We start from the raw sequence: 24,377 nt of genomic DNA, 5'->3' as shown, positions 1-24,377 counted from the left end.
TACAATAAAGACTACCGCTAGACCTAACGCGGGCTTACCAATGGAGGCCCGCGAGTGCCACGCGAACTGACATCCCCCAATCCCTCCTCAGAGGCCACGGAGTGGCTTCAGCGGGGGCTATTAAGTCTTAAGCCTGGGGGAGGACCAGGACACCGTATGAGTTCAGCCTGTACCTGGCCATGACGCTCACCCTGGTAGGCGGCCAGGTCAGCGAGGTGTACTCCATGCCAAGCTCAAGGCCGTTGAGGTAGAGGTCGCTCACCTCGTTGCCCCATGGCAGTAGGTCCCTCAGCGACCTCAGCACAAGGGTCAGGGGCACCACAACGCTTCCCGAGGCCAGCGGGGGCTCGAGGGTGAAGGCAACGTAGGTCCAGCGGCCCGGGCCCATGGGGTCGGCTATGTAAACTCCCCAGTTAACAATCCCAGGCCTGCCATTAACTATGGTCGGCAGGGCAAGGGTTGAGCTGGGCGACTGGTAGCCCATGGGGTTGAAGCCCGGGGTGCGGTAGAGCCATATCATGACCTCGAGCTCCCGGGGCCCCACGCCGTTCTGGCCCGGCCCCCTCGTGAGCCACAGGTCGAACGCCAGGTTGCCCCTGCCGTTGGGGAACTCCACTGAGTAGTCAACGTACACGAGCGCCTGGGGGAGCTGGCCAACCTTGGCGGGCAGCTGGAGCAGGGGGGACGTCGGCGTTGAGAGGGCGCCCCACGGCTTGTAGCCGTATATCACCTCCGGGTAGCCGAGCACCGTCTCGGGCGGCCTCGCCGCCGTGGCCTCGCTGTAGGAGACCACCACGTCAAGTCCGTCACTACAGAGCTTCACCGAGGAGCTGCCTGAGCCCTCCCAGGTGTTCCACGGGTTGGGGTCAACGGCTATGCCATGGCCCTGAGGGTCCTTCACTGTAACCCAGCTTGACTCCCCCGCCTTGGTTGAGGACGCGGCGACGCAGTCCCTGAGGCCGCTGGGAGGGACCAGGTTTAGGTAGCCTCCAAGGGACGCCAAGAGGGCTTTCCCAGCTAGGGGGGCTGCAGGGGGCTATATCCTCTGTTGGCGCGCACATGCCGTGGGGCCCTCACGCTTTTATTTGCTGCATGGCATTTCCAGCTATGGTAAGTCATGAAGGTAGCAGTTGTTCACACGCTGATAGAGGAGGCGGGCGGCGGGGAGAGGCTGGCCATAAGCGTCTACAGGGCGCTGAGGGAGCTGGGGCACGAGGCGGACCTCTACACGATGAGGCTCAGCGCCAGCGCCTGGCAGCTCCTGGCCCCTGGGGAGCCTCCGCCCAGGGTCCTGGACATAGGGTTCCCGCTCGAGGGCATCTCCAGGAACAGGCTGACCAGGCTCAGGAGGATACTGGCCCTGAGGGCCTTCATGAGGGATGGCCTCCCCAGGCTCAGGGAGGAGGGCTACGAGCTGATATTCGAGACCCAGGCCAACGTGCCCTTCCCCTCGGACGCCGTCTACATACATTACCCGGCCCTCCTGGACTACATGGGAGGGGGCGGCCTGAGGCGGGCCTACAACCTGGCCGTGAGGCTCGCAGCGAGGCCCGTGCTGAGGGAGGCCTCCAGGAGGCCCCCGAGGCTGGTGCTGACCAACAGCTCGTGGACTGCCGAAAAGGTTAAGCAGGCCTACGGCGTTGAGGCGAGGGTCCTCTACCCCCCAGTTGAGGTGGAGGCCATAGGCGAGGCCGCTAGGAAGGTCGAGAAGGAGCCCCTGGTGCTCACCGTGTCCAGGTTCAGCCCCGAGAAGAGGCTTGATGTCATCCCTGCAATAGCCAGGGCCGCCAGGGAGATGGGCGTGAGGGCGGAGTTCTACATAGTAGGCTCCACGGCCAGCTACTCGGGGCCGGTCATAGAGGCCATAATGGGGGAGGCCAGGAGGCTGGGGGTTGACGACATGGTTCACCTGAAGTTCAACGTGCCCAGGGGCGAGCTGCTGGGGCTCTACGCCAGGGCCAAAATCTACCTCCACCCTCCCTTCGCGGAGCACTTCGGCATCGCGATAGCTGAGGGCATGGCAGCCGGGGCCGTGCCGGTGGTCTACAGGGACGGGGGAGGGTGGACCGACATGGCCTCAAGGGTGGATCGGGGGCTCGGCTACGCCACGCCCGAGGAGGCCGCCAGGGCCATATCGGGGCTCCTGGGCGACGAGGAGAGGTGGTCCAAGCTGTCGGCCGCCTCAGCCGAGGTAGCAAGGAGGTTCAGCTACAGCTCATTCAAGGAGAGCCTGGCCAAGTACGTCAACGAGCTAAAGTGATCACGCCAGCCCCCACCTGCCCGCCACAGCTCCAAAGACAGCGCCGTAGGCCAGGGCCGCCAGCCCCCAGAGAAGCGACGCCGGGCTGCCGAGGAGCGAGAGCCTTATGGCCTGCGCCGCGTAAGTCGTGGGCTCAAGCATGGCCAGCGGCAGCAGGTACCTGGGCACCGCCGAGAGCGGGAAGTAGACCGGCGCGAAGAAGGTGAGCGTGAACGACGCTATCTGCGTCACCTGCTGCAGCAGCCTCCAGTTCCTTATCCTTGCAGCTATCAGCAGGCCAACCATGGAGCCCTCGAACGTGCTTAGGAGCAGTGCAACTGTGAGGTAGGCAACGTCGACGGCGCTGACCGCTATGTACCTTAGCGCCGCCGCCACCCCAACTATGAGCAGGCCTGACAGCACGGCAAAGACGTTGTTGACGAGCGCGGACGTCATAGCATACGCCCACAGCGGCACCCCGCTGGCTATCATGATTGAGATCCTGCCGCCCTGCCTGTCCATGCCTATGTTGTTCGGCACTGAGAGCATGCCGGAGAGGGCCACCTGGAAGACTATTGTCCCCGACACCAGGTAGTAGGCGTCCTGCCTGCTCACTATGTAGCCGAACGACGCTATTATGGCCACCGGGAACACTATCATGAAGAACAGGTTCACCGCTATCCAGGTCCTGGCCTCCTTGATGAACATCTCGGCCAGCGACTCAAGCTCCCTGAGCACCCTTCATCACCTCCAGGTACACCTCCTCGAGGGACGGGGCCCTCACCTCGAACCTCCCCCTAAGCCTTGACACGAAGTCCCTGACCTCGTCCTCCCTGACCTTGTAGACCCTGCCCTCCTCCAGGTCAACGACCTCGTAGTAGTAGGCGAACCTCTTCCTCAGCTCCGCCGGCGTCCCCTCGGCTATCACCTTCCTGTTTATGAAGTACACCCTGTCCGAGAGCGCCTCGGCCTCCTCCATGTAGTGTGTCGTCAGGAGTATGGCCCTCCCCTCGCCCTTGAGCTGCCTCAGCAGGTCCCACAGCTCCCTCCTGGCCTCGGGGTCAAGGCCGGTCGTGGGCTCGTCAAGTATGAGGACCTCGGGCCTGTGGACCACCGCCATGGCTATCAGGGTCCTCCTCTTAAGCCCTCCGGAGAGGTCTATGACGTACTTGTCCCTGTGCTCCCAGAGCCCCAGGGCCCTCACGGTCTCCTCGGCCATGGCCTTGGCCTTGCTGCCCGGGACACCCCTTATCCTGGCCGCGTAGTAGACGTTGTCAAATACCGTGAGGTCCATGAAGGGGGTCGCCTCCTGCGGGGCTACGCCGAGCCTTAGCCTCACCCTCCTGTCGCAGGGGTCGCCGCCCAGCACCCTGACGCTGCCTGACTGGGGCCTGAGCTCGCAGTACAGGTGCTTCACAAGGGTCGTCTTGCCGGCGCCGTTGGGGCCCAGGAGGGATACCAGCTCGCCCCTCATCACCTTCAGGCTGACGCCCTCCAGGGCGACCACCTTACCGTATGACCTGCTCAGCCCCTCCACCTCTATGGCAGCATCCACTCTTCATTCCCTCCTGAACTTGGCCTTCACGCGGCTCTCGCTCGAGCTCAGCTCAAAGACTATGGAGCCCTCGCCGCCGCCCAGGGAGCTGTCGACGTCTATTGAGATTGAGCTGTCCTCGCTCTCCTTAACCCTCGGCGTTACCGAGGCGCTCCCCCTGACGGTGGCATTAATGTCAACGCTGCTTCCCTCGGCGTCAACCGCTATCCTGGACCCCCCCTGAGCTCACCATACGACAGTTCAAGGTTGGCCTCGCTGTCGCTGAGGTCGAGCTCAGCCGTCATTCTGCCCAGGTCCCTCAGGGAGGCTGAGAGGGAGGACTCCAGCATGTCAGCCTCAAACGAGCTCAGGCCGCCGTAGGCCAGCTTGATGTCGCCCTTCTCGGCCTCCAGTGCGAGGGAGGAGGCGCCAGGGGGCAGGGAGACCTCAACGTAGCAGCCGTCAGAGCTTATTATGAGCTCTTCGTCCTTAACGCTCACGTCGTGCTTGCAACCCCTCCAGTATGGGTAAACCGTTACCTTGCCCTCTCCCTGCTCCAGCCTCAGGGAGCTCCTCTTCAGGTTTACCCTCACAGCCCTGACCGGCCCTATTGAGGTGGAGTACACCTCGGACCCCTTCCCGGCCGCCTCGCCCAAGGCAGCTCCAACAGCGTTACCTACGGCTTTCCCCAGCAGCCTGTCCAGCCAGCCGAGGCCTAAGGCGTAGGCGCCTCCGTGCCCCTTGACGTGGTCCCTGTAGCTTACAACCACCACGTCGCTGAGCCTGGGCTCAAGGACGCCAGCCAGCCACTTGGGCGCCTCGACGCTCACGACATCCCTTATACCCTCCAGGGCCTCCCTGACGAGGGCCTCGTCCACGTCATCGGTTACGCTCACGCTTATGCAGTCGCTGACGAGCACCCTCTTGCCCTGGGCCCTCGCGTCCTCCAGCAGGGACCTTGTGATGTCAACGTGAAGCCTATTAGATATAACAAGGAGGCCCTCCTCGCCGCCCCTCGCCTCAGCCCTGACGTTGGCCTGCTCCTGGCCCTTCTGCTCCACCACCTTTATAGCCTCGTAGGCCCTCCTCCCGAGCTCCGTCAGCTCATACTCGCCTGAGCTGTTCCTCGCGATGAGCTGCGAGAGCCTCCTCAGGTGGAAGGTCATGGTGCCCGTGTCCTTGACCCCGGCGGCGTCCATGAGCTCTGTAAAGGTCAGGTGCCCCCTGTCGCCCAGGGCCCTTATTATGGCCCTCCTGGTCGGGTGCGACAGGGCGTCAAACACGTCCTCTGACAACCGCCCACCCGCTCAGTTACGTGAAGCGACTCGTCAAAGATAAAGCCTTCTGACGAGCGCGCTCCTCAGCCCCTCGGGCCCAAGTGGCGAGGGAACTCGTCAGTTAACAGAGATGCTCCAGGACTTCAGAGAACTGCGCTCCCCAGCCTCCTCCTAAACGCGGCTTCGTACCACGGCTCCCTCATGGAGCCCAGGGCCACGGGGGCCACGGAGGAGAGCCTCCTGACCAGCTCCCTTGCCTTCCATAGAGGAGGCTCAGGCAGCCTTGAGTTCCAGTTGTCGTAGCCCACGTGAACGCTCACCGGCCTTATGTCAGCCACCCAGGAGACCATGACGTCCAGGTCGAAGTCCATTATCGGCTCTATTGAGACGTACTTGTAGGGCCACCTGAGCTCAGCCATGGCCTCGTGCCTGGCCGACGGCGGAGGGGCCCTAGACACCGACCTAGCAAGGTCGTCCCTGTTGGTCTCTATGGTGGCCCCCAGCACCGAGCTCCTGGGGAAGAGGTCCAGGAACTCGCTGTACCTGGCAGGGTTCTTGGTCAGGAACATGAACCTCGTTGATGGGAACTCCCTGGCCCTCCTGAGCACCCTAGCTATCCACTCAGAGGGCACGGCGTCACTAAACAGGTCGCCCATGTCGACCACGAACACGGTGTCGCCGGGCCTGAACCTAGCCCTCTCAAGGTCCTCCTCATGGAGCGTCGGCGCGAAGCCGTTCCTGTACTTGGGGCTGTCCCTGAGCTTCCCCTCTATCAGCTTCATGGCCCAGCAGTAGGTGCACAGGTGGGGGCAGCCAGTGACCGGGTTCCAGGACCTGTTCGGCCTGACGGGCCTCCTGTTGCCTAGGTCGGGCAGCAGCGACATGACCTTCAGCTACAGCGCGGGCTCCAAGGCTAATAACCCTGAGCCCCGAGGCTCACGGTATGACCTCAGTGGAGTCCTCAGTTGGGTCATACCTCAGGTCCTCCAGCCTCACGGCGCCCTCCTTTACCAGCCGCTCCACCTCCGGTATTATTGAGAGCACGGCGTCAAGGTAGGCCCTGGTGACCCTGTCAACTGCCGTGAAGCCCTCCTCGCCCCAGTCCCTCTCTATCGAGGCGTAGAGGCAGCGGCCGCCGCAGTACCTCCTGTAGGGGCAGGAGGCGCACTCCTTGGCCAGGTAGGGGCCCATGAGCCTGAACCCCCCGTCCACGGTGCCCAGCTCGGCCCACCTCTCGTAAACTGCTATGGGGCAGGCGAGCACCCTGCCGTCAGTGCTCACGGCCACGCTCCTGTAGCCCGCGCCGCACGGCGAGCCGGGGTAGCCGCCGAAGAAGTGGGCGCTCACCACGCCGAGTATTGGAATTATCTTGAGCACCCTGCCCCTCCTGAGCTCCGAGATGAAGAGGTCCACGAGCCTCCTCACCCCGGGCAAGTAGCTCCTCTCGGCCCACCCCTCGAAGTCCCACCTGGGCGACCAGACCACGTCAAGCTGCCAGTGCACCTTGTCGAAGAGCCCGAGGCCCAGGAGGTGCATGACGTCCTCGTATATGTCCGTGTCCTGGGTCACCGCCATCCTAGCTATCGTCTCAACCCCTAGGGACTTGAGGTGTCTGGCGGCCTCCAGCACCCTCCTGTAGACCCCCCTGCCCCTGTGCCTGTCGGTGACCGACTCCCTGCCGTCTATTGAGAGGAGGGCCACGCTCATCCTTTTCCAGTAGGGGTCGGGCAGCAGCCTGTAGAGCGTTCCGTTGGTCTGCACGCCGTACCTCCTGGCCCTGACCCTGTCCATGAACTCCTCTACGAACCTGGGGTTGGCCAGGGGCTCGCCGCCGTAAAATATGACCGTGGCCTGGGGGTCCGCCTCCACGAGCCTCTTAAGCTTCTCAATGTCGTACCTCACCGTGTAGGGCACCACCTTGCTTGGGAAGGAGCCGCCGCAGTAGTCACACCTCAGGTTGCAGAAGCCCGTGGTAAACACCAGCCACAGCAACCTACTTCCCTTGGGGAGCCCTATGCGGGGGCATTTGAGGCCTCGTCAGTGTCGCTTATGGACAGCAGCTGCTCGAGCGCGGCCTCGGCCGGGGCCTTCCTCGGGCTGACCCTCGGCAGCGGGAAGCCGAGCATGGAGTTAACGTAGAAGGCCGCAGTCAGCATGTCCCTGGCCCACACGGTGAACGCCGCCTCGGGTCTCAGCCACGAGAAGCCGTAGGGGTGGAGAACCCTGGAGAGGTTTGAGTAGAGCTCCATGGGCCCCTCGGGGTTAAGGCCGGCCAGGTAGCTCGCTATGAAGACCAGGGCGCTGGCCTTTATCATGGGTAAGGTGAAGTACCTGGCCTCCCTGTTGCAGAACGCGCACCTTATTGCCGAGCCCTTCTTCCTCTTCCTGGTGTCGAGGGTCGCCTTAAGGTACTTCTTCTCGAGGGGCAGCTCCTCAATGGGCTTTGAGTACTCGGGCCACTTAAGGTGCCTTTCGCACACGGGCTTCCCGGCAAGGAATATGGCGTCCCCCTCAAGGCTCTTCCTGCCGCTCAGCTTCTTCACCCTGCCCACGGCCTCCGGCCCGCTCCTCACTATGTAGCCGTCATCTACCATGGCGTGCCAGGCCCTCTCCCTAAGGGCCTTTATGTAGAGCTCCGTGGTCCTCGACGCTATGAGGCACAGCGAGCCCCTCTCGAGGAAGAACCTGACGGCCACCTCGGCCGGGTAGAGGAGCCCTGAGGACGCGTTGGTGAGGCCCACGTCTATGGCGTACTTCATGTCGTCGCCCAGCCTGAGGCCCGACACCAGGGACTTCTCCCTCTCCATGGCCTCCTTGACTAGCCCCACCAGCTGCTCGTCAGAGGGAGGGGCCCTGTCTATGACCTCTACCGTGCCCTCCCTGAGCCTGAGGAACCCGAGCAGCTCGGAGCTTATGGAGAGCAACCGGCTCACCCCTTGAAGATGCCGATCTCCCTGGCCACGTCGAGCATCGCTGAGGAGGCCGTGACCACGGGCAGCCTCCCCCTCAGCCTGTCGAGGACGGGGAGCGTTGAAAGTATCGTGCACGCCACGTATATCGCGTCGGCCTCGCTCCTCTGGGCCACGCTGACAGCGTCTATCACAAGCTCGTGGGGCGTTGACGCTATGGCCTTGCCCCCCGTCCTGCCCAGCGCTATGGAGCCCACCACCTCGAAGCCGTTATCCCTGAGCCACCTGACCTCGTAGTCGTGCCTCCAATGGTTGTAGGGGGTCACCAGGTAGACCCTCCTGGCCCTGAGCTCCCTGAGCCTGGTGAGTATGGCCTCGGTGGCTATCACCACGGGCACCGAGAAGAAGTCCCTGAGCAGCCTGAACTGGAACTCCTTGAAGGCGCCGTAGGACCTGGCGTAGAGTATGCCGTCGGCCCGCTCCGCCTCCCCCTTTATCTTGGAGAGCTCGGCGAACATGATGTCCATCTCGTCCTTCCTTATGCCGTGGCCGGGCCTGTACTGCATGTAGAAGAACTTGAACTGGCCCGGGTAGAGGGCCTCAAGGTCCCTCTGCAGCGTCGGGTTCTCGCTCGAGAGTATTACTGAGAGCGCCTCTAACCCCTCCCAGGCCCAGGTCCGCTTGTGCCTTTAACCCTGAGCCGCAGGTGTAAACGCTTACTATCGCCGGGGGCCACAGGGTCCTCGGCGGGAGCTTGGTAAGGGCTGGGCCCTTCGACGTCTCTATACTCGCGGCCGACAGCATGGGCGTGAGGAGCATAGCGACCGTGGCAGAGGCCTGCGGCGTCAGGCTCGGCATAGACCTCGGCGCCTCGCTCGCGCCCAGGAGGTACGGCCTGCCGCCCCACCAGCTTGAGCTCCAGGCGCTTCACAGCGCCCTTGAGAGGATAGCCGAGGAGGTCTCCAGCTCGGACGCTATAATAATAACGCACTACCACTACGACCACTACCTCAAGGACAGGCCAGACCTCTACTACGGCAAGAGGCTCCTCATCAAGGACCCAAACAGTAACATCAACTGGAGCCAGAGGGGGAGGGCCAGGAGGTTCCTTGTTGAGGGCAAGGTTGAGCAGAACTCCCAGGTGTCCTACGCCGACGGGCAGACCTTCAGGGTGGGGGACCTGACGCTCGAGTTCTCCCCGCCCGTGTGGCACGGCGAGCCGGGCACCAAGGTGGGGAGGCTGATAATGGTCAGGGCCTCGTGCGACGGCGAATCCATAATATTCGCCAGCGACTCCCAGGGGCCCGCGGACCCCCAGGCCGTGGAGCAGCTAAAGTCATGGGCGGGGGCCAGGCTCCTGGTGCTCAGCGGCCCTCCCACCTACTTCGCCGGCTTCAAGGTGCCCGTTGAGGCCGTCCAGAGGGGCCTGGATGGCCTGATGGAGCTGATCAAGGCCCGTGTGGCCGAAACCATAGTAGTTGACCACCACCTCCTCAGGGACCTCAACTACAGGGAGAGGCTGAGGGAGCACTACAGGGCCGCTGAGGACACCGGCGTCAGGCTGCTCACGGCGGCTGAGCTGATGGGGGTTGAGGTGAACCAGCTGGAGGCCAGGAGAAGGGAGCTCTGGGGCAGGGAGGGCAAGGGGGAGGCCGAGGAGGGCGGCGAAGACTATGAGTAGACGCCGCTGCGCAGCCCTTTCTCCATCTCTGTATTTCCTATGTTAGTATAGGGTGAGGGGGCCTGGCCAAGCTCACCGTGCTCCTCCTGGACTCCGCGCTGGAGGTCATCCCCAGGGAGCTCGCCTCCCACCCCCAGGTGGTCAAGACGGCCAGGAGGTACGGCCTCAGGCCGGAGGAGATGGTCCTCGACGCTGGCCTGCACTGGAAGGCTATGAGGTCGCTGGAGGGCTGGTGGAGGAGGGGCAGGCCGGACATAGTGCACCTCAGCCTCCTGAACCTGCTCGAGAAGAGGCCGGTGCTGGAGGGCAAGGTGGAGGTCTACATGCACGTCCAGGACGGCAGGGTGTTCGCTTTCGCCCCAGACGTAAGGGTTCCAAAGAACTACGACAGGTTCAAGGGACTCATGGCGCAGCTGCTGAGGGACAACAGGGTGCCGCCGAGCGGGAGGCCGCTAGCGTGGAAGGTGGCGGACAGCCTCAGGGATTTCCTGGGGGACAGGAGGATCATAGTGTTCTCTGAGGGCGGGGCCAGCTCAGACACGCTCTCAGTCCTCAGGGAGGCCTCGTCCCTCGGTGTTCCAGTAGGCTTCGGGGCCTTCCCGAGGGGCGACTTCTCTGACGAGGTGAAGTCCCTGGCCCTCAAGTACTACAGGATAAGGGAGGGGGAGCCCCTCAAGTCGTGGGACGTGGCGTGCTCTATAGCTAACGCCTACTACGAGCTCTAGCGCCTTACTGTGAGCTCGTCTATGTCCTCCGGGTAACTTGTCAGCCTCCTGGCGCCGTCCTCAGTTATGACGAAGGTGTCGCTGTGCCTGAAGCCCCCGAGGCCGGGCACGTAAAGGCCCGGCTCTATGGTCACTACCATGCCCGGCCTGAGCTCCTGGCCATTGCCGACGTCGAGGAACGGGGGCTCGTGCTCCTCAAGCCCCAGGCCGTGGCCGCTGTGGTGCCTCAGCAGGCCATCCACCCCGAGCTCCCTTGCCCTGGTCCTCATGGCCCTGTCCACGTCTGAGGCCCTGGCGCCTGGCCTCAGGGACTCAATGGCCGCCTGCCTCACCTTCAGCATCTTGTCGAAGTGCTCCCTCACCTCCCTGCTCGGCGTCCCAAGGACGAGGGTCCTCTCGAGCTCAGCGAAGTAGCCCCCCACCTCGGGCCCGGAGCCTATCCCAATGACGTCCCCCTCCCTCATGGGCCTCTCCGCCACCAGGGCGTGGGGGTAGGCCGAGAACTCGCCCACCTGCCCCCTGAAGCCCACGACCCAGCCCACGGTGCCCCTGAGGGGCACGTAGGGCGAGTAGCGGCTGTTCATCTCCCTGCTGACCTCGAGGCTGGCCTCCAGCGAGACCTCCCAGTCCCACCTGCCCGGGGCCATAAGCTCCATGGCCTTGTCTATGGCCCTTGAGGCCCACCTGCCGCTCTCCTCTATAAGCGAGAGCTCCTCCTGCGACTTAGTGAGCCTCATCTCCGCCACCAGGTCGCCCATGTCGGTCCACTTGACCCCCCTCTTGGCAAGCAGCTCCTGGAGAGGCGGGCCAGAGTAGCCGTAGGCCCCCTTGGGCCCCAGGGACTCCCCCATGACATGCCTTAGCCCAGAGCCTGCTATGGCGTCGGCTATGAAGTTGGCCACGTGCACCTCCCCGGGGTAGTCAAAGTAGTACTCAAAGCGCTTGACAACGCCTCCCCACCTGGAGTTCCTGTACTCCGCGTGGCCCATCTCGACGCTCGGCAGGACCGCGAAGGGCTCACCGTCCACAGGCACTATGACTACAACGGGCCTTTCAGTGGTTATGAACGAGAGGTTTGTGAAGTAGAATATGCTTACGGAGGAAGTAAGCACGGCCGCCTGGGCCCCTGCGGCGGCTACCCTTTCCCTGAGGGCCCTCAGCCTCCTGTTGAGCTCGGCCTCGGAGACCCTCGACATCAAGCCCTCTTGCACCGCGCCCTTTGCTGCCTGGGGAAGATAAAAATACGCCCATGGAAAGGTCTGGTCCCATAAAAGGGTTTACTTTCTAGGGTTAACGCGCCGGGGGAGTTAGATTAAAAACCCACTGCGACAATATCCTGTCCATGACTGAGCAGAGGTTGTAGCGTTGAGCCAGAGCAGCCAGGCCGCCAGGCAGAGGATACTCCTTGGGGTGCCAGGCCTAGACGACATGTTCTCTGAGGGCGTGCCGAGGGGCTCCATAATACTGGTCGCCGGCTACCCCGGGGCGGGGAAGACCACGCTGGCGAGCCAGTTCGCCTACCAGGGCGCCTCATCCGGGGAGCCCTCCCTTTACGTGAGCTTCGTTGAGCCCAGGGAGGACTTCATGGCCAACGCCCTTCAGTTCAACATGGACTTCAGGCCCCTGGAGGGCAGGGGCCTGTTCAGGTACTACGAGGCGCTGAGCGTCAGCGACCCGGAGGCCCTGGGGGACGTGGTCGAGGACGTGCTGTCTCAGGCCGACAGCATGGGGGCGAAGAGGGTTGTAATTGACAGCGTCACAGCGGTTGAGCAGCTCGCCAGGGACCCTCCCAGGGCGAGGGAGATAATGCACTCGGCCCTCTACCTTGGGCTCAAGAGGAGGGGGGCGACGGCGCTGCTTATCTCAGAGCTCCCCGTGGGCCAGGAGGCCTCAGGCCTGGGGCCCGAGGAGTTCATAGTTGACGGCATAATAGTCCTGAGGTACAGGGTCGTCAAGGGTAAGCTGGAGAGGTACGCGGAGGTGAGGAAGATGAGGGGGACGAACATAGGGTACGCGTCCCTCCCCTACGCCTTCACCGGGAGGGGCGTCGAGTTCGCACCGCCCCTCAGGCCCGAGGCACTGCCCAGCGGGGTGAAGCCCGCGCGCAGGTACCGCCTCGACGACCTTGTGATGCCCATGGGCACCGGCACGCTAATAGTATACGACCCTTCGCTCGATCCCACCAAGTTCTCCCTCTGGTACCTGGCCGCGCCAGCCCTGGCCTCGGGCCTCAGGGTCAAGATGGGCTCCTTCATACATGGCATAGCAAGCATGAGAGACGTAATGGAGGGCTGTGGGCCTGAAGTCACTAATAGGGCTGATAACCTCTTCGTCGAGAGCTACGACGCGTCCTCGCTCACCATAGGCGAGGCTGAAATAATGACTTACTCCAGCGACGTCAGCTTCAGGCCGGACGTAGTTATAGTTGAGGGGATCCACCTGCTCAGCGAGTTCAGCGAGAGGGGCGATTACGTGGGGCTCGTCTACAGGACGCTGCTCAGGAGGGCCTCAATGAACATAAGCACGTTCCACCTCTACGCCTCGCCCAGGGACTCCGTCTGGAGCGTGCCGCTCTCGGGCTACTATGACTATGTCTTCTACCTCTCCGCCAGGGGGAACAGGGCGATCCTTGAGCCGCTCAGGGTCTGGGGGGAGCCCATGCCGTCAATGAGGCCAATAGAGGTCGACCTGAGCGGGGGCTGCAGGCCGCTTCTCAACAGGGGCTTCAGGCCGGAGGCAGTAGCTGAGCGTTAAACTCCCGGCATCAGCGGGTAGCAAGGGAAGTGCATGGAGATACTCGTCATAGGCGGCGGAGCTGCCGGCATGTCAGCGGCCTCCTGGGCCAGGAGGAGGGCCCCTGACGCAAGGATAACGGTCCTCGAGAGGACCAACATAATAAGCCACGCCCCCTGCGGCGTGCCCTACTACATAGGCGGGCTGTTCAAGGATTACTGGCTGCTCCAGGCCTACGACGTCAAGTTCTTCAGGGAGAGGAGGAACATAGAGGTTATAACGAACGCCGAGGCGGAGGAGCTTGACGTTAAGTCAAGGGTAGCGGTTGCCAGGATGGGCGGTCAGAGGGTCAAGCTTGAGTTCGACAGGCTCGTCATAGCCACGGGCGCGAGGCCCAGGAGGCTCAACAACGTCGACGACGCCAAGGTGATCTACGTTCACCACCCTGCTGACGCCGAAACCGCCAGGAGGGCCGCAGAGGCGGCCAGGGAGGTCACCGTGGTTGGCGGAGGCGTCCTGGGCGTCGAGATGGCCGAGCAGCTGAGGAACATGGGCAAGGTCATTCACCTGGTGCACAGGGGGCCCTACCTGATGAGCAGGGACCTGGACGAGGAGCTGGGCTCAGGCCTGACGGAGATGGCCAGGAGGGCGGGCGTCGACCTGAGGCTCGGGGTGACTGTGGCCGAGGCGAGCGGGGACAGGGTTAGGCTCAGCGACGGCAGCGAGCTGAGGTCTGACCTGGTGGTGGCCGCCGTAGGGGTTGAGCCAGACGTTGACCTTGTCAGGGGACAGCTGAGGCTGGGCCCCCATGGGGCCATTGCAGTTGACGACAGGCTGCAGGCGACCTACGACTACGCCTTCGCTGCTGGTGACGCCATGGAACACAGGAACATGGTCACGGGGCAGCCTGACTGGAGGCCCCTGGCCCCCATAGCCAACAAGTCCGGCCTTGTGGCGGGGGTCAACGCGGCTGGGGGCGACAAGAGGTTCCCCGGCGTCCTGGGCGACATAGTGACTAGGTTTGAGGGCGTCGCCTTTGGCAGGGTTGGCCTCAACGAGGCCGAGGCGAGGAGGGCCAACATAAGGTACGTGACGTCAATAATAACCACCAGGTCGAGGGCCAGGTACTACCCGGGCGGCGGCGATGTGACTGTGAAGCTCCTGGCCGAGGAGTCCAGCGGGGTCATAATAGGGGGCCAGGTCGCGGGGCCTGAGGAGGTCATAGGGAGGCTGGGCGTCATAGCCGCAGCTATTATGAAGAGGATGACCGCCGAGGAGCTGTTCTTCGTCGAGATAGGCTACCACCCCAGCTCTGGGAGGGCCTGGGACCCGGTGGTTTTGGCGGCCAGGCAGCTGATGAGGATCTAGGGGCCTCAGGGGGATAACCCGTCTTCACGGCTCCGACACTGATGGTGACATCATCGGCCCAGTCCCTGCTGTCCTGTCAAGCTTAAAGCCTCAAGGCAGCTCCTGTCAACCCTAGCGGCTATCCTCGCCGCCACCCTGTCGTTGACGTACTTGCCGTGGGGCCTCAGGCCGCCGCTGAAGGCCATGGGTATGTGGAGCAGCTCGTGAACTATGACCTCGGCCTTCCTCCCTGGCGTGAGCCTGTCGAACTTCTCAGAGATGAACTCTATGAGGTAGGCAGGCTCCATGTTAAGGGCGTACCTCCAGGCGGACGGCATTGAGTATATCCTGGCTATGGCCCTTGACCTCGAGCCCCTGCTCCTTATGACATAGACCCTGCCGGGGTCTATGTAGTTAAGCCCAGCGCTCTCTATTACGCACTTGACGGCCCTCTCAAGCGCCTCGTCCCTCTGATAGGTTATCAGCGCGCCCACCGCAGGGCTAGGCGGAAGGGAAATATTTGGCGCGAGACGCCTGGGCGTGTCGCAAACCCACTTCGCCCCCGAGGGCGGCCGCCCTGGGGCAGGTCTCCCACGTTGACGGCCTTCCCAGGGCCCAGCGGGCTCACTCACATAATAGGCCTCCGCGGTGCATGCTTTGGCTGCCGCTGCAGACATAAGGCCTGCAGGGCGTCAGGTAAGGGGGATCCCGTTGGAAAAGGACGACGTCTCCACTCTTGCGGCGTCGCTCCTCGGAGGCGTTGGCGCCGTAGCCATGTTCCTGAGCGCCCTGGCCGTGGCCCTTGGCTGCGGCGCCTGCAGGTACACTATGTACGCCGGGGTCGCCATGCTCCTTGCCTCCGTGGCCTTCTGGGCCGCGCTGCTCGTGCCCCGCGGTGAAAGGGGTGCCGGGGAAGCCTGAAGTAATAGTAGTGGCGGGCGGCTCCTCATCAAGGTTTGGCTCGGACAAGCTGCTGGCCCCCTTCAACGGGAGGCCTCTGATATCAAGGGTTCTTAGCGTGGCCGCGGAGGTGGGCGACGTCATAGTGGTGTCCTCGCGGGAGGAGATCTCAAGGCTTGGCGGGCTCCTGGCCGGCGCGAGGGTTGTCGAGGACCTGCCCCAGCTCCCGTGCGGGGGCCCGCCGAGGGGCGTTGCAAGCGCAATAGGGCACGTGAGCTCGGACCGCGTGCTCGTAATGCCGGGCGACGCGGCGTGGGCGACGACAGGAAGCCTTGAGGCCCTGCTCAGGCAGTGCGCCGAGAGGCTCGCCTCGCCTCTGATGAGCGGGGGCCTCGTCAACCCCTCCTTCGTCTGCGGCCCCACAGGCCTGCTGAGGGAGGCCGTGGACCTCATGTGCTCTAAGGCGTCGCTCGGGCTAAGGGCGAGGATGACGGACCTGCTGAGGTCCTCAAGTTCTAGGCTCGTTGGCGCCTCGCCGCTGGGCGGCCAGGCCAGGTTCTATGACCTTGACGTCCCGGGCGACAGGCCTCCGAGGTCGAGGGGGCCGCGGAGGACCGTTGAGCTCGACCCGACCGCCTACAGGAAGGCAGTCTCGCTGGCAGCTGCTGGCGACGTTCAGGGGGCGGCCCTGGCCTTCCGAGAGGAGTCGGCGGCCTACAGGCGGCTGAGGGTGTGGCACCTCGAGCTCCACTCACTGCTTGACGCCCAGGCCCTTGGACTTGACGTGGCCAGGAGGGTCGAGAGGCTGAGGGCCCTGCTCAGGAGACCCTCTCTATCCTGACGGCCGTCACCTTGTACTCCGGTATGTGGGATATCCTGTCGACCGCAGGCGAGACCACGTAGTTAATTGAGGCCTCGGGGTGGTGCACCGTGGCGAAGGCTGTGCCCCTGGAGACCCTCCTTGATATCCTCGCCCTGACCACCGCTGAGCCCCACCTGCTGGTGACCCTGACCATGTCGCCGTCGCCTATGCCCAGGGCCCTGGCGTCGTCCTCACTTATCTCTATGAAGTCCTCGGGCTCTATGACCTGGTCCCCGGTGCGCCTCGTCATGGAGCCCATGTTGAAGTGGTAGAGGGTCCTGCCGGTTATCAGCGTGAACGGGTACTCCTCCGTTGGCTGCTCCGGCGACGGTATGTAGGCCACGGGCCTCAGCCTGGCCCTCCTGCCTACGGTGAACTGGTTAACGTGGAGCACCTTGACCGGCGGGGCGTCGAGGCCTGGGGTTGGGTAGGGCAGGCCCCCCTCCCTCTCCAGCCTCTCGTAAGTTATGCCGTAGACCGCCGGCCACGCGGACCTTATCTCGTTCCACACGTCCTCGGGCGACGAGTACCTGAAGTAGTCCCCGTAACCCATGGCTTTGGCCAGCCTAATTATTATCTGCCAGTCGGGCAGGGACTCGCCCAGGGGCTCTATGACCTTCCTCACCCTCTGGATCCTCCTCTCGGCGTTGGTGAAGGTGCCCTCCTTCTCAAAGGAGCTGGCCGCCGGCAGGAAGACGTGGGCGTACCTGGAGGTCTCGTTGTGGAACATGTCAACAAGCACTAGGAGCTCCAGCTTTGAGAGCGCCCTCTCGGTCATCTCCCTGTACGGGTGCGACATGACCACGTCCTCGCCGAACACTATGAGCGCCTTCAGGTCACCCCTCATGGCAGCGTCGACCATCTCGATGCCGTCGAGCCCGGGGTTGGGGTTAAGCCTGACCCCCCAAAGCTTCTCAAACCTCTCCAAGTTCTGGGCCAGCGGCACCGAGCCGGGCAGCTTCTTAGGGTGGTCCCCCATTATAGCAGTGCCCTGGACGTTGTTCTTGCCCCTCAGCGGCATGAGGCCTGAGCCCGGCCTGCCAACGTTGCCCGTGAGGAGCGCGAGGTCTATGAGCTGATATATGATCTCCGTCCCCTGTATGTGCTCGGTGGCGCCGAGGCCCCAGAATATCATTGAGGGCCTGTTAGTTGCGTAGAGCCTCGCCGCCTCCCTTATTAGGTTTGCCTTAACCCCTGTTATCCTCTCAGCGAACTCAGGCGTGTAGTTCCTGACTACGTCCTCGAACTCCTCAAGGCCGTCGACCCTCTCTGCCACGAACTCCCTGTCTATGAGGCCCTCGCTTATTATCACGTTAGCCATTGCATTAAAGAGCACCACGTCGGTGCCAGGCCTCAGGGCCAGGTGGTAGTCGGCGTACTCAGCGATCTCCGTCCTCCTTGGGTCCACGACTATCAGCTTCACCTTGCCCTGCTCCGCGAGCAGCTTGATCCTGTTCCCTATGACCGGGTGGTTCTCGGTGGTGTTAGAGCCCACGACCATTATTGTCCTGGCCAGGTCTATGTCCTCAAACGTGTTTGTGGCGCCTCCCGTGCCCAACATGTCCTCAAGGCCCTGGGCGGAGGGCTCGTGGCAGACCCTCGCGCAGCTGTCAACGTTGTTCGTTCCCAGCACCACCCTGGCAAACCTGCCGGCCAGGTACTCCTCCTCGTTAGTTACCCTCGCACCTACAAGTACCCCCACGCTGCCCGGGCCGTACTTGGCCAGTATCTCCTTCAGCCTTGAGGCGACGAAGCCTATCGCCTCGTCCCAGCTGACCTCGCGCCACTCGCCGTTGACCTTGATCAGCGGCCTCAGCACTCTGTCCTGTGAATATATGTAGTCCCACGCGTACCTGCCCTTGACGCAGAGGTTCCCCCTGTTCACAACTGACGTCCTGGACGGCCTGACGTCCACTATCCTCCCGTCCTTGACTCCGACGTCAAGCTCACAGCCGACGCCGCAGTAGGGACACGTTGTCTTGACCCACGAGTCCGGCCACCCGTAGATCAGCACGCTCCTGTCCTCAAGGGCCCCCGTGGGGCAGACGTCGACGCAGAGGCCACAGCTCACGCAGGAGCTGTGGGCGAAGTCAGGGCCGTCTGGCCTTATCATTATCCTGCCGCCGCGGCCCCACGCCCTCCAGACGTGGTAGCCCTGAACCTCGTCGCAGGCCTTCACGCACCTGAAGCACTTGATGCACCTGTTCATGTCAACGACTATGTAGGGGTGCGAGAGGTCCACGAGGTCCTGCCTCTCGGTTCCCTGAGGCTCAACGCCGTACTTGCTCATAGCCACGTGGAACTCCTTGAACGGGTACCTGGCGTAAGCGTCCCTTGGGTAGCTCCTTGCCAGGAGCCTCAGCACCTCCCTCCTAACCTGGTTCACCTGCTCGCTGTCGGTCCTGACTTCCATGCCGTCCTGGACCTTAGTGGTGCAGCTGGTCACCAGCCTGCCGTTTACCTCGACGACGCACAGCCTACACGACCCCTGGGGGCCAAGCCTGTCGTCGTAGCATAGGCTTGGCACGTAGTAGCCGAGCCTCCTGAGGGCCTCGAGGAGGCTCAGGTTGCCATCAACTTCATGCTCGACGCCGTTAACCTTAATCCTGACTGCCACCCCGCTCACCCCCTGACCATTTCGTCCGCCCCCTTCGCCAGGAACGAGAGTATGGCGTCGCCCGTGGCCTGGCCGTGGCCGCAGAGGCTGGCAGCTCTCATTGCCGTGGCTATTGACTTCAGCTCGTCCGCCTCAGCGGGAGTCAGGTATCCCCTGCTGAGGGCCTCCTCCAATATCTCGTCAGCCCTGGCCGTGCCGAGCCTGCACGGGAAGCACTTGCCGCACGACTCGAAGGAGGCGAAGTGAACGATCTCGTGAAGCGCCTCAAGCATACTGGTGTCGTCGCTGAAAGCTATGACGTTGCCGTGGCCCAGGCTGGCCCCTATGGCCCTCAGCTCCTCCACGCCGAGCTTCACGTCAAGCTCTGAGGGGAGCACAGGCCCCGCGAGGGGTCCCCCAACCACCAGGAACTTCAGCTTCCCGAACCTCACCCCCCCTCCCATGTCGTAGACCACCTCCCTGAGGCTGACGCCGAACTCGACCTCGTAGAGGCCAGGCCTCGAGAACGTTGAGCTCAGGCTAAGCACCTTGGTCCCCCTGCTCCTGCTGAAGCCCAGCTCCGCGTAGGCATCGCCTCCGTTCTCTATTATCCAGGGGACGCTGGAGAGCGTCTCCACGTTGTTCACAACTGTCGGCATGCCGAATAGCCCCCTCTCGGTTGGGTAAGGAGGCCTCGGGGTGGGCTCGGGCCTCCTGCCCATTATGGCGTTTATCATAGCGGTCTCCTCGCCCACAACGTAGGAGCCCCTGCCCACGTGGACCTCAAGTTCAACGTTAGGCCCCCTGCTGGCCTTGCTTCCTATGTAGCCGGCCTCCCTGACCTCCTCTACTGCCCTCCTCACCGCAGCCACAGCGCCCGGGTACTCCCTCCTTATGTAGAAGTAAACCTTGCCTGCGCCTATTGCATAGGCAGCTATCAGCGCGCCCTCAATAACAAGGTAAGGGTCCCACTCCATGAGGAACCTGTCCACGTAGGCCCCCGCGTCCCCCTCGTCCCCGTTGACGACGACGTACTTGGTTGGCGCCGCCTGCCTCATGGCTGACTCCCACTTGAGGCCCGTTGGGAAGTAAGCGCCTCCCCTGCCCCTGAGCTGGGACCTCTTTACCTCATCAATGACCTCGGCCTGGGGCATGGAGAGGGCCCTCTCCAGGCCCCTCATGCCGCCGAGCTGAAGGTACTGCTGCAGCGACCTGACCGGCCCGTCCACTATGTGCCTGAGCACTATGGCCTTCCTGGACCTGACCTCAACCCTTGGAAGGTCGCGGGTCAGAGTGCTTGAGGGCCCGGCGTAGCACTTGCCGAGGCAGTAGGTGGGCGGCTGCTGTGCCACAGCCTTCTTCCAGGCCTCAGGGTTGAGGGACCTGGCCGCGTAACACGCCAGACCCCTGCAGTGCTCCTCGCCCACGGCAACCTTGTAGAAGGAGTAGAAGGAGTCGACCTCAGGCCTTAGAATGACCTTTGCGGGCAACCTTCACTCCGGCTCTGTGTGAGGTGATCTAACTTAATATTGTTAAGCCTTTTTGCCATATGCTATCCCAGCTAAGGGTTTGAGGGGTTTCAATCAGCGATTTTAATGGTGTTTTAATTATAACCTCTAGAAATTTTAACTCTAACAGGTTAAGTTTAAATTTAAGGCCTGCACACCACCCTTTGGTGGTTATCACGAGGCCTGCGCTGCTGGTGGCCGCGGTCATTATCATAGTTATTGTCATAGGGGCCTCGGTGGCCCTCGTGGTCAGCCATGGCAGCAGCTCGGTGAGCGTCGGGAGCATATCGGTTGGCGTCTCCTCCTTCGACGCCTACAGGGTTGACCCGTCGATATCAAACGTCCCCGTCAAGGTTAACTACGTGATTTACTCGCTCACGCCCTCGCTCTTCGACGCCCTGCTCAGGGGCGAGGTTGACATAGCCATACTGCCAGCTGACCTGGCCGGGCTGGCCCTGCTGCAGAGCAACAACACCTACGTGGTCGCCGTCGACTTCCCGCTATTCCAGGGAATAGTTGTGCCCGCGGGCTCGAACATAACTTCGCCGGCCCAGCTGGCAGGCAAGACAGTCGCCATACCCGTGGGCACGGGCACCTACTACCTCTTCGTGATAATGATGAAGGAGCTCTACAACCTAACCGTGTCGCCTAACCTGACGGGCCCCGACGTGGTCCACGTCATAAACGCCGCCCCAGGGAACGTCATAGACGCCGTGCTCACAGGCTCGGCCCAGGCGGGCGTCATATGGCAGCCCATGCTGGCCGAGGCGGTGGAGCTCTACCACATGAGGGTCATAGCCACCTACCAGGAGATGTGGCACAACCTGACCGGGCAGGAGACGGCTCCTTTCCTCGTCTGGGTGGCCACGTCAAAGCTTGTCAGCAACAGGCACCTGCTGGTCAACGTGCTCACCCTGCACGCTGAGTCGGCCGAGGCCTGGGACCACAACGAGAGCCTGGCGGCCCTCGCCCTTGAGAAGCTCTACGGCGTGCCCGGCAACGTGTCCCAGCTGGTGTGGGCCTCCACCAACGACACCCCAACGTCTGTCTGCATAAACCAGCAGGAGTACCAGGAGCTGGTGTCCGAGTGGCAGTACCTGGTCAGGTCAGGCTTCTTCACAGCGATGCCCAACACCTCAAGGATATTAACGTGCAGCGACCTGGGGCTCAGCTGACATGACCGCCAGAAGGGCTGCCGGCTACCTGCTAGGCGTCGCCCTGGTGATAGCGGTCTGGCAGCTCTCCTCCGAGCTCTCCTCAGGCCTCATACCTGGCCCCGCGCCCGCCATCAGGTACCTTGCAGCCCACCCAGCCGAGGCCGCGTGGAGCACCGCGGTAACACTTATTGACGCCATAGGGGGGTATGCCGTGGCCTCTGCCATGGCCGTCGCCGGGGTGGCCGTCTACGAGCTCGGCGACCTTGGCGAGTCAACGGTTGAGACCGTCAGGGAGATACTACACAGCGTCACCCCAGTGGCCTGGAGCCTGGCCCTGCTCATACTGCTCGGTTTCTCAAGCAGGCTCGTGCCCATACTGGTCAGCGGCCTCTCGGCGTTCCCTCCCCTTGAGACCTCGCTTATAGAGGGCCTCAACGCCTCAAGGGCAAGGTTCGGGGACCTGGCGGCCGCCCTGGGGCTCAGGGGGCTCAGGAGGCTCGCCTACATAGACCTACCGGCCTCCGTCCCCTACTTCGCCTCAGGCTCCAGGTCAGCCCTGGGCGTGGCCCTCATAGTGTCCCCCGTGGCCGAGGCCTTCGGCACGGCCGGGGGCATAGGGTACGGGCTCTACCTCTTCTTCGAGCTCCACCAGTACGCCGCCTTCGAGGCCTGGTCCCTGCTGCTGGTGCTCGTCATGGTTATCATTGACCTGGGCGCCCTGAGGCCCATAGAGAGGTGGGCCATGAAGTGGATGGAGTGACAGCGCTGGTCAGGGACGTGTCAAAGGCCTTCGGTAGGGTCGCAGTCCTGCAGCGGGTCAGCCTTGAGGCCAGGGCGGGCGAGGTCCACGCCGTGGTCGGGCCAAACGGTGTCGGCAAGACCACGCTGCTCAGGATAATAGCTGGCATAATAAGGCCTGACGAGGGCCTCGTCAAGGTGGAGGGAAGGGTCTCGCTGGTTCCCCAGGGCGACTCACTCCTGCCGTGGAGGTCAGCGCTGAGAAACATAACGCTGCCCCTGGAGGTCGCCGGCATGCCCATGGAGAGGGCCAGGGAGGAGGCAGTTAAGATAGCTGAGAGGCTCGGCATAACCAGGTTCCTGGGCTCATACCCCAGGGAGCTCAGCGGCGGCACCAGGAGGAAGGTGGCTATAGCCAGGTCCCTGATCACAGACCCTGACGTGCTCCTCCTCGACGAGCCCTACACGGGCCTCGACCTGGAGGCCGTCAGGTCGCTCAACGACATAGTCAGGTCGCTGGCGCGCGAGGGGAAGACAATTATAATCGTGAGCCACCAGATCGAGGAGACGGCCCAGGTGGCCGACGTGGTCACTGCTATAGCTGGAAGGCCAGGCAGGGTGGTAGCCCACGAGGACCTAAGGAAGGTCCCGCCAAGCGGGAGGGCTGAGCTGATAAGGAAGGCCGCGGGGTGGTCATGATGGCCCTGAGGGACCTGAGGCAGTACCTGGACCTCCTCGAGTCCAGGGGGATGCTGAGGAGGGTTAAGGCCAGGGTCTCCCCAGTGCTTGAGATACCCGAGATCCTGAGGAGGCTCATGAGGTCAGGGGGGCCCGCGGTGCTCTTTGAGGACGTCGAGGGGAGCCCAGGGTGGAGGGTCGCGGGCAACATATTCTGCTGCGAGGACGCGGTGAAGCTTGGCCTCGGCGTCAGCAGCCTTGACGAGCTCGGGTCCAGGATGCCGTCCCCGGCTGACGTAATCAGGGGCAACGTGACCTCCCTGCTCAGGGCGGCCTCATATCTGCCGAGGCAGGGGAGGCCCGACTTCGAGGAGAGGCCGGACCTGAGGCTTACAGACCTCCCGGCCTTTAAGACGTGGCCCAAGGACGGGGGCAGGTACCTCACCTACGCGCTGCTCGTGCACAGGGAGTCCGGCGAGCTGGGCGAGTCGACCAACTTCGGCGTCTACAGGGTCATGATAGTAAATGAGAGGGAGGCCGTGGTCCACTGGCAGACCTACAAGAGGGGCTACGCTGAGGAGGCCAGGGCGAGGGAGAGGGGCGAGGGCAGGATGCCGGCGGCCCTAGTGATAGGCGCTGACCCGGGCACGCTGCTGGCCGGAGTGATGCCCGCGCCATACCCACTTGACAAGTACCTAGTGGCCGGCTCGCTGAGGGGGGAGGGCGTCGAGGTGCACCAGCTCCCCAACGGCATAAGGGTGCCCGCCCACGCCGAGGTCGTGCTTGAGGGCTACATAGACCTGGAGGACCTGAGGCCGGAGGGGCCCTTCGGGGACCACGTCGGGTTCTACGACAGGCCCGACAGGCAGTTCCCGACCTTCAAGCTTGAGAGGGCCTACGCGAGGCCCGACCCCATCTACTACGGCACGGTCGTGGGAAGGCCACCCATGGAGGACTCCGTGATAGCCAAGGTGGTGGAGAGGACCTTCCTGCCCCTGATCAGGTACCTCTTCCCAGAGGTGGTTGACGTCTCGTTCCCGGCGGAGGGGTGGGTCCAGGGGCTGGCCGTAGTGTCAATAAGGAAGAGGTTCCCAGGCGAGGCCGTGAGGGTCGCCATGGGCCTCCTGGGCACCGGCCAGATGTCGCTCACAAAGATAATAATTGTGGTTGACAGCGACGTGAACCCGCACGACCTGGGGCAGGTAACCTGGGCGGTCTCAAGCTTCGTGGACCCCTCGAGGGACGTCATAGTAGTGCCCCAGGCCCCTGCCGACGAGCTCGACGTCTCCTACCTGCCGAGGAGGAGGGTGGGCAGCAAGCTGATAGTTGACGCCACCAGGAAGCTGAAGGACGAGACTGGAGGGGAGCCCCCGGAGGAGCTGGAGCCCGACAGGGACACCGTGGAGCTTGTGAACAGGAGGTGGGCCGAGTACGGCCTGTAGCCTGAGGAAGTACTTTACCGCGACCAGGCCATGGTCGCTCCTCAACAGCCT

The 24,377-nt window shown here is 63.2% G+C and carries 24 protein-coding genes; 12 read left to right on the top strand and 12 right to left on the bottom strand.

What is annotated here, in order from left to right:
• Window positions 1-127: 127 nt before the first annotated feature.
• Window positions 128-1,003: a GH12 family glycosyl hydrolase domain-containing protein gene (locus ASAC_RS07165; protein ID WP_013267332.1), complete on the bottom strand. Its 876-nt coding sequence runs from the start codon at window positions 1,001-1,003 to the stop codon at window positions 128-130.
• A 114-nt stretch (window positions 1,004-1,117) separates the two neighbouring features.
• Here ASAC_RS07165 and ASAC_RS07160 point away from each other — a divergent pair, with 114 nt between their 5' ends.
• Complete coding sequence (locus ASAC_RS07160; protein WP_013267331.1) at window positions 1,118-2,260, top strand: glycosyltransferase family 4 protein; 1,143 nt, start codon at window positions 1,118-1,120, stop codon at window positions 2,258-2,260.
• On the opposite strand, the gene ASAC_RS07155 is transcribed toward ASAC_RS07160, so the two are convergent.
• Together ASAC_RS07155 and ASAC_RS07150 are read right to left on the bottom strand one after the other, a co-directional pair.
• Window positions 2,261-2,977, bottom strand: a complete 717-nt coding sequence (locus ASAC_RS07155) for an ABC transporter permease (RefSeq protein WP_013267330.1) — start codon at window positions 2,975-2,977, stop codon at window positions 2,261-2,263.
• Window positions 2,961-3,794, bottom strand: a complete 834-nt coding sequence (locus ASAC_RS07150) for an ABC transporter ATP-binding protein (RefSeq protein ID WP_013267329.1) — start codon at window positions 3,792-3,794, stop codon at window positions 2,961-2,963. The genes ASAC_RS07155 and ASAC_RS07150 overlap by 17 nt, the downstream gene beginning before the upstream one ends.
• Window positions 3,795-3,813: 19 nt before the next feature.
• Here ASAC_RS07150 and ASAC_RS07145 point away from each other — a divergent pair, with 19 nt between their 5' ends.
• The gene (locus tag ASAC_RS07145; RefSeq protein WP_013267328.1) at window positions 3,814-4,017 is read left to right on the top strand and encodes a hypothetical protein; all 204 of its coding nucleotides are present in this window, start codon (window positions 3,814-3,816) and stop codon (window positions 4,015-4,017) included.
• Here ASAC_RS07145 and ASAC_RS07140 read toward each other — a convergent pair.
• The 5 genes from ASAC_RS07140 to ASAC_RS07120 form a co-directional block, all read right to left on the bottom strand.
• A complete protein-coding gene (locus ASAC_RS07140; RefSeq protein ID WP_013267327.1) occupies window positions 3,998-5,068 on the bottom strand; it encodes a winged helix-turn-helix domain-containing protein in 1,071 nt (356 codons plus the stop codon). The genes ASAC_RS07145 and ASAC_RS07140 overlap by 20 nt on opposite strands.
• Before the next feature lie 125 nt (window positions 5,069-5,193).
• The gene (locus ASAC_RS07135) at window positions 5,194-5,934 is read right to left on the bottom strand and encodes a DUF5131 family protein (protein WP_013267326.1); all 741 of its coding nucleotides are present in this window, start codon (window positions 5,932-5,934) and stop codon (window positions 5,194-5,196) included.
• Window positions 5,935-5,986: 52 nt separating this feature from the next.
• On the bottom strand, window positions 5,987-7,042 hold the full coding sequence (locus tag ASAC_RS07130) for a TIGR04084 family radical SAM/SPASM domain-containing protein (protein WP_013267325.1): 1,056 nt from the start codon (window positions 7,040-7,042) through the stop codon (window positions 5,987-5,989).
• A gap of 20 nt (window positions 7,043-7,062) precedes the next feature.
• Window positions 7,063-7,974 (bottom strand): hypothetical protein, encoded by a 912-nt coding sequence (locus tag ASAC_RS07125; RefSeq protein WP_013267324.1) that lies wholly within the window; start codon window positions 7,972-7,974, stop codon window positions 7,063-7,065.
• Window positions 7,975-7,979: 5 nt separating this feature from the next.
• Complete coding sequence (locus tag ASAC_RS07120; RefSeq protein WP_013267323.1) at window positions 7,980-8,525, bottom strand: aspartate racemase/maleate isomerase family protein; 546 nt, start codon at window positions 8,523-8,525, stop codon at window positions 7,980-7,982.
• 188 nt (window positions 8,526-8,713) lie between these two features.
• Here ASAC_RS07120 and ASAC_RS07115 point away from each other — a divergent pair, with 188 nt between their 5' ends.
• Window positions 8,714-9,640 (top strand): MBL fold metallo-hydrolase, encoded by a 927-nt coding sequence (locus tag ASAC_RS07115; protein WP_013267322.1) that lies wholly within the window; start codon window positions 8,714-8,716, stop codon window positions 9,638-9,640.
• Between the two features lie 77 nt (window positions 9,641-9,717).
• The gene (locus ASAC_RS07110) at window positions 9,718-10,365 is read left to right on the top strand and encodes a ribosome biogenesis protein (RefSeq protein ID WP_013267321.1); all 648 of its coding nucleotides are present in this window, start codon (window positions 9,718-9,720) and stop codon (window positions 10,363-10,365) included.
• Here the strand turns inward: ASAC_RS07110 and ASAC_RS07105 are convergent.
• Window positions 10,362-11,561, bottom strand: coding sequence for a M24 family metallopeptidase (locus tag ASAC_RS07105; RefSeq protein WP_013267320.1), 1,200 nt, complete (start codon window positions 11,559-11,561; stop codon window positions 10,362-10,364). The two genes, ASAC_RS07110 and ASAC_RS07105, sit on opposite strands and share 4 nt — an antisense overlap.
• A gap of 169 nt (window positions 11,562-11,730) precedes the next feature.
• On the opposite strand from ASAC_RS07105, the gene ASAC_RS07100 reads away from it, so the two are divergent.
• Together ASAC_RS07100 and ASAC_RS07095 are read left to right on the top strand one after the other, a co-directional pair.
• Window positions 11,731-13,119 (top strand): RAD55 family ATPase, encoded by a 1,389-nt coding sequence (locus ASAC_RS07100; RefSeq protein WP_013267319.1) that lies wholly within the window; start codon window positions 11,731-11,733, stop codon window positions 13,117-13,119.
• A 33-nt stretch (window positions 13,120-13,152) separates the two neighbouring features.
• Window positions 13,153-14,466, top strand: a complete 1,314-nt coding sequence (locus ASAC_RS07095) for an FAD-dependent oxidoreductase (protein WP_013267318.1) — start codon at window positions 13,153-13,155, stop codon at window positions 14,464-14,466.
• A 50-nt stretch (window positions 14,467-14,516) separates the two neighbouring features.
• On the opposite strand, the gene ASAC_RS07090 is transcribed toward ASAC_RS07095, so the two are convergent.
• A complete protein-coding gene (locus ASAC_RS07090) occupies window positions 14,517-14,939 on the bottom strand; it encodes a putative metallopeptidase (RefSeq protein WP_013267317.1) in 423 nt (140 codons plus the stop codon).
• Window positions 14,940-15,102: 163 nt separating this feature from the next.
• Between ASAC_RS07090 and ASAC_RS07820 the strand changes: the two genes are divergently transcribed.
• Together ASAC_RS07820 and mobA are read left to right on the top strand one after the other, a co-directional pair.
• Window positions 15,103-15,366, top strand: a complete 264-nt coding sequence (locus tag ASAC_RS07820; RefSeq protein ID WP_013267316.1) for a hypothetical protein — start codon at window positions 15,103-15,105, stop codon at window positions 15,364-15,366.
• Window positions 15,350-16,186: a molybdenum cofactor guanylyltransferase gene (gene mobA, locus ASAC_RS07080; RefSeq protein ID WP_048812889.1), complete on the top strand. Its 837-nt coding sequence runs from the start codon at window positions 15,350-15,352 to the stop codon at window positions 16,184-16,186. Before ASAC_RS07820 ends, mobA begins: the two co-directional genes overlap by 17 nt.
• Here the strand turns inward: mobA and fdhF are convergent.
• Complete coding sequence (gene fdhF, locus ASAC_RS07075; protein ID WP_013267314.1) at window positions 16,164-18,824, bottom strand: formate dehydrogenase subunit alpha; 2,661 nt, start codon at window positions 18,822-18,824, stop codon at window positions 16,164-16,166. The genes mobA and fdhF overlap by 23 nt on opposite strands.
• 5 nt (window positions 18,825-18,829) lie before the next feature.
• Window positions 18,830-20,293: a complex I 51 kDa subunit family protein gene (locus ASAC_RS07070; protein WP_013267313.1), complete on the bottom strand. Its 1,464-nt coding sequence runs from the start codon at window positions 20,291-20,293 to the stop codon at window positions 18,830-18,832.
• Window positions 20,294-20,478: 185 nt separating this feature from the next.
• Between ASAC_RS07070 and ASAC_RS07065 the strand changes: the two genes are divergently transcribed.
• Genes ASAC_RS07065 through ASAC_RS07050 form a run of 4 tightly spaced genes read left to right on the top strand, consistent with a single transcriptional unit; the run spans window position 20,479 to window position 24,326 of the window.
• Window positions 20,479-21,486: an ABC transporter substrate-binding protein gene (locus tag ASAC_RS07065; RefSeq protein WP_013267312.1), complete on the top strand. Its 1,008-nt coding sequence runs from the start codon at window positions 20,479-20,481 to the stop codon at window positions 21,484-21,486.
• A 1-nt stretch (window position 21,487) separates the two neighbouring features.
• On the top strand, window positions 21,488-22,228 hold the full coding sequence (locus tag ASAC_RS07060; protein ID WP_013267311.1) for an ABC transporter permease: 741 nt from the start codon (window positions 21,488-21,490) through the stop codon (window positions 22,226-22,228).
• On the top strand, window positions 22,216-22,905 hold the full coding sequence (locus ASAC_RS07055; RefSeq protein WP_158303801.1) for an ABC transporter ATP-binding protein: 690 nt from the start codon (window positions 22,216-22,218) through the stop codon (window positions 22,903-22,905). The genes ASAC_RS07060 and ASAC_RS07055 overlap by 13 nt, the downstream gene beginning before the upstream one ends.
• Window positions 22,902-24,326, top strand: coding sequence for a UbiD family decarboxylase (locus tag ASAC_RS07050; protein WP_013267309.1), 1,425 nt, complete (start codon window positions 22,902-22,904; stop codon window positions 24,324-24,326). Before ASAC_RS07055 ends, ASAC_RS07050 begins: the two co-directional genes overlap by 4 nt.
• The last annotated feature ends 51 nt before the right edge of the window (window positions 24,327-24,377 follow it).

It is taken from the genome of Acidilobus saccharovorans 345-15 (genome assembly GCF_000144915.1).
GTDB lineage: Archaea > Thermoproteota > Thermoprotei_A > Sulfolobales > Acidilobaceae > Acidilobus > Acidilobus saccharovorans.
Note: the sequence above shows the minus strand (reverse complement) of the source record. Positions and strands in the feature narration are given on the sequence as shown.

Bases quoted from the DNA above. Each gene is read 5' to 3' on its own strand.
- ASAC_RS07160 (WP_013267331.1), top strand. From the start codon at position 1,118: ATGAAGGTAGCAGTTGTTCACACGCTGATAGAGGAGGCGGGCGGCGGG.
- ASAC_RS07135 (WP_013267326.1), bottom strand. From the start codon at position 5,934: ATGTCGCTGCTGCCCGACCTAGGCAACAGGAGGCCCGTCAGGCCGAAC.
- ASAC_RS07120 (WP_013267323.1), bottom strand. From the start codon at position 8,525: ATGCAGTACAGGCCCGGCCACGGCATAAGGAAGGACGAGATGGACATC.
- ASAC_RS07105 (WP_013267320.1), bottom strand. From the start codon at position 11,561: ATGTCGAGGGTCTCCGAGGCCGAGCTCAACAGGAGGCTGAGGGCCCTC.
- ASAC_RS07095 (WP_013267318.1), top strand. From the start codon at position 13,153: ATGGAGATACTCGTCATAGGCGGCGGAGCTGCCGGCATGTCAGCGGCC.
- ASAC_RS07060 (WP_013267311.1), top strand. From the start codon at position 21,488: ATGACCGCCAGAAGGGCTGCCGGCTACCTGCTAGGCGTCGCCCTGGTG.
- ASAC_RS07050 (WP_013267309.1), top strand. From the start codon at position 22,902: ATGATGGCCCTGAGGGACCTGAGGCAGTACCTGGACCTCCTCGAGTCC.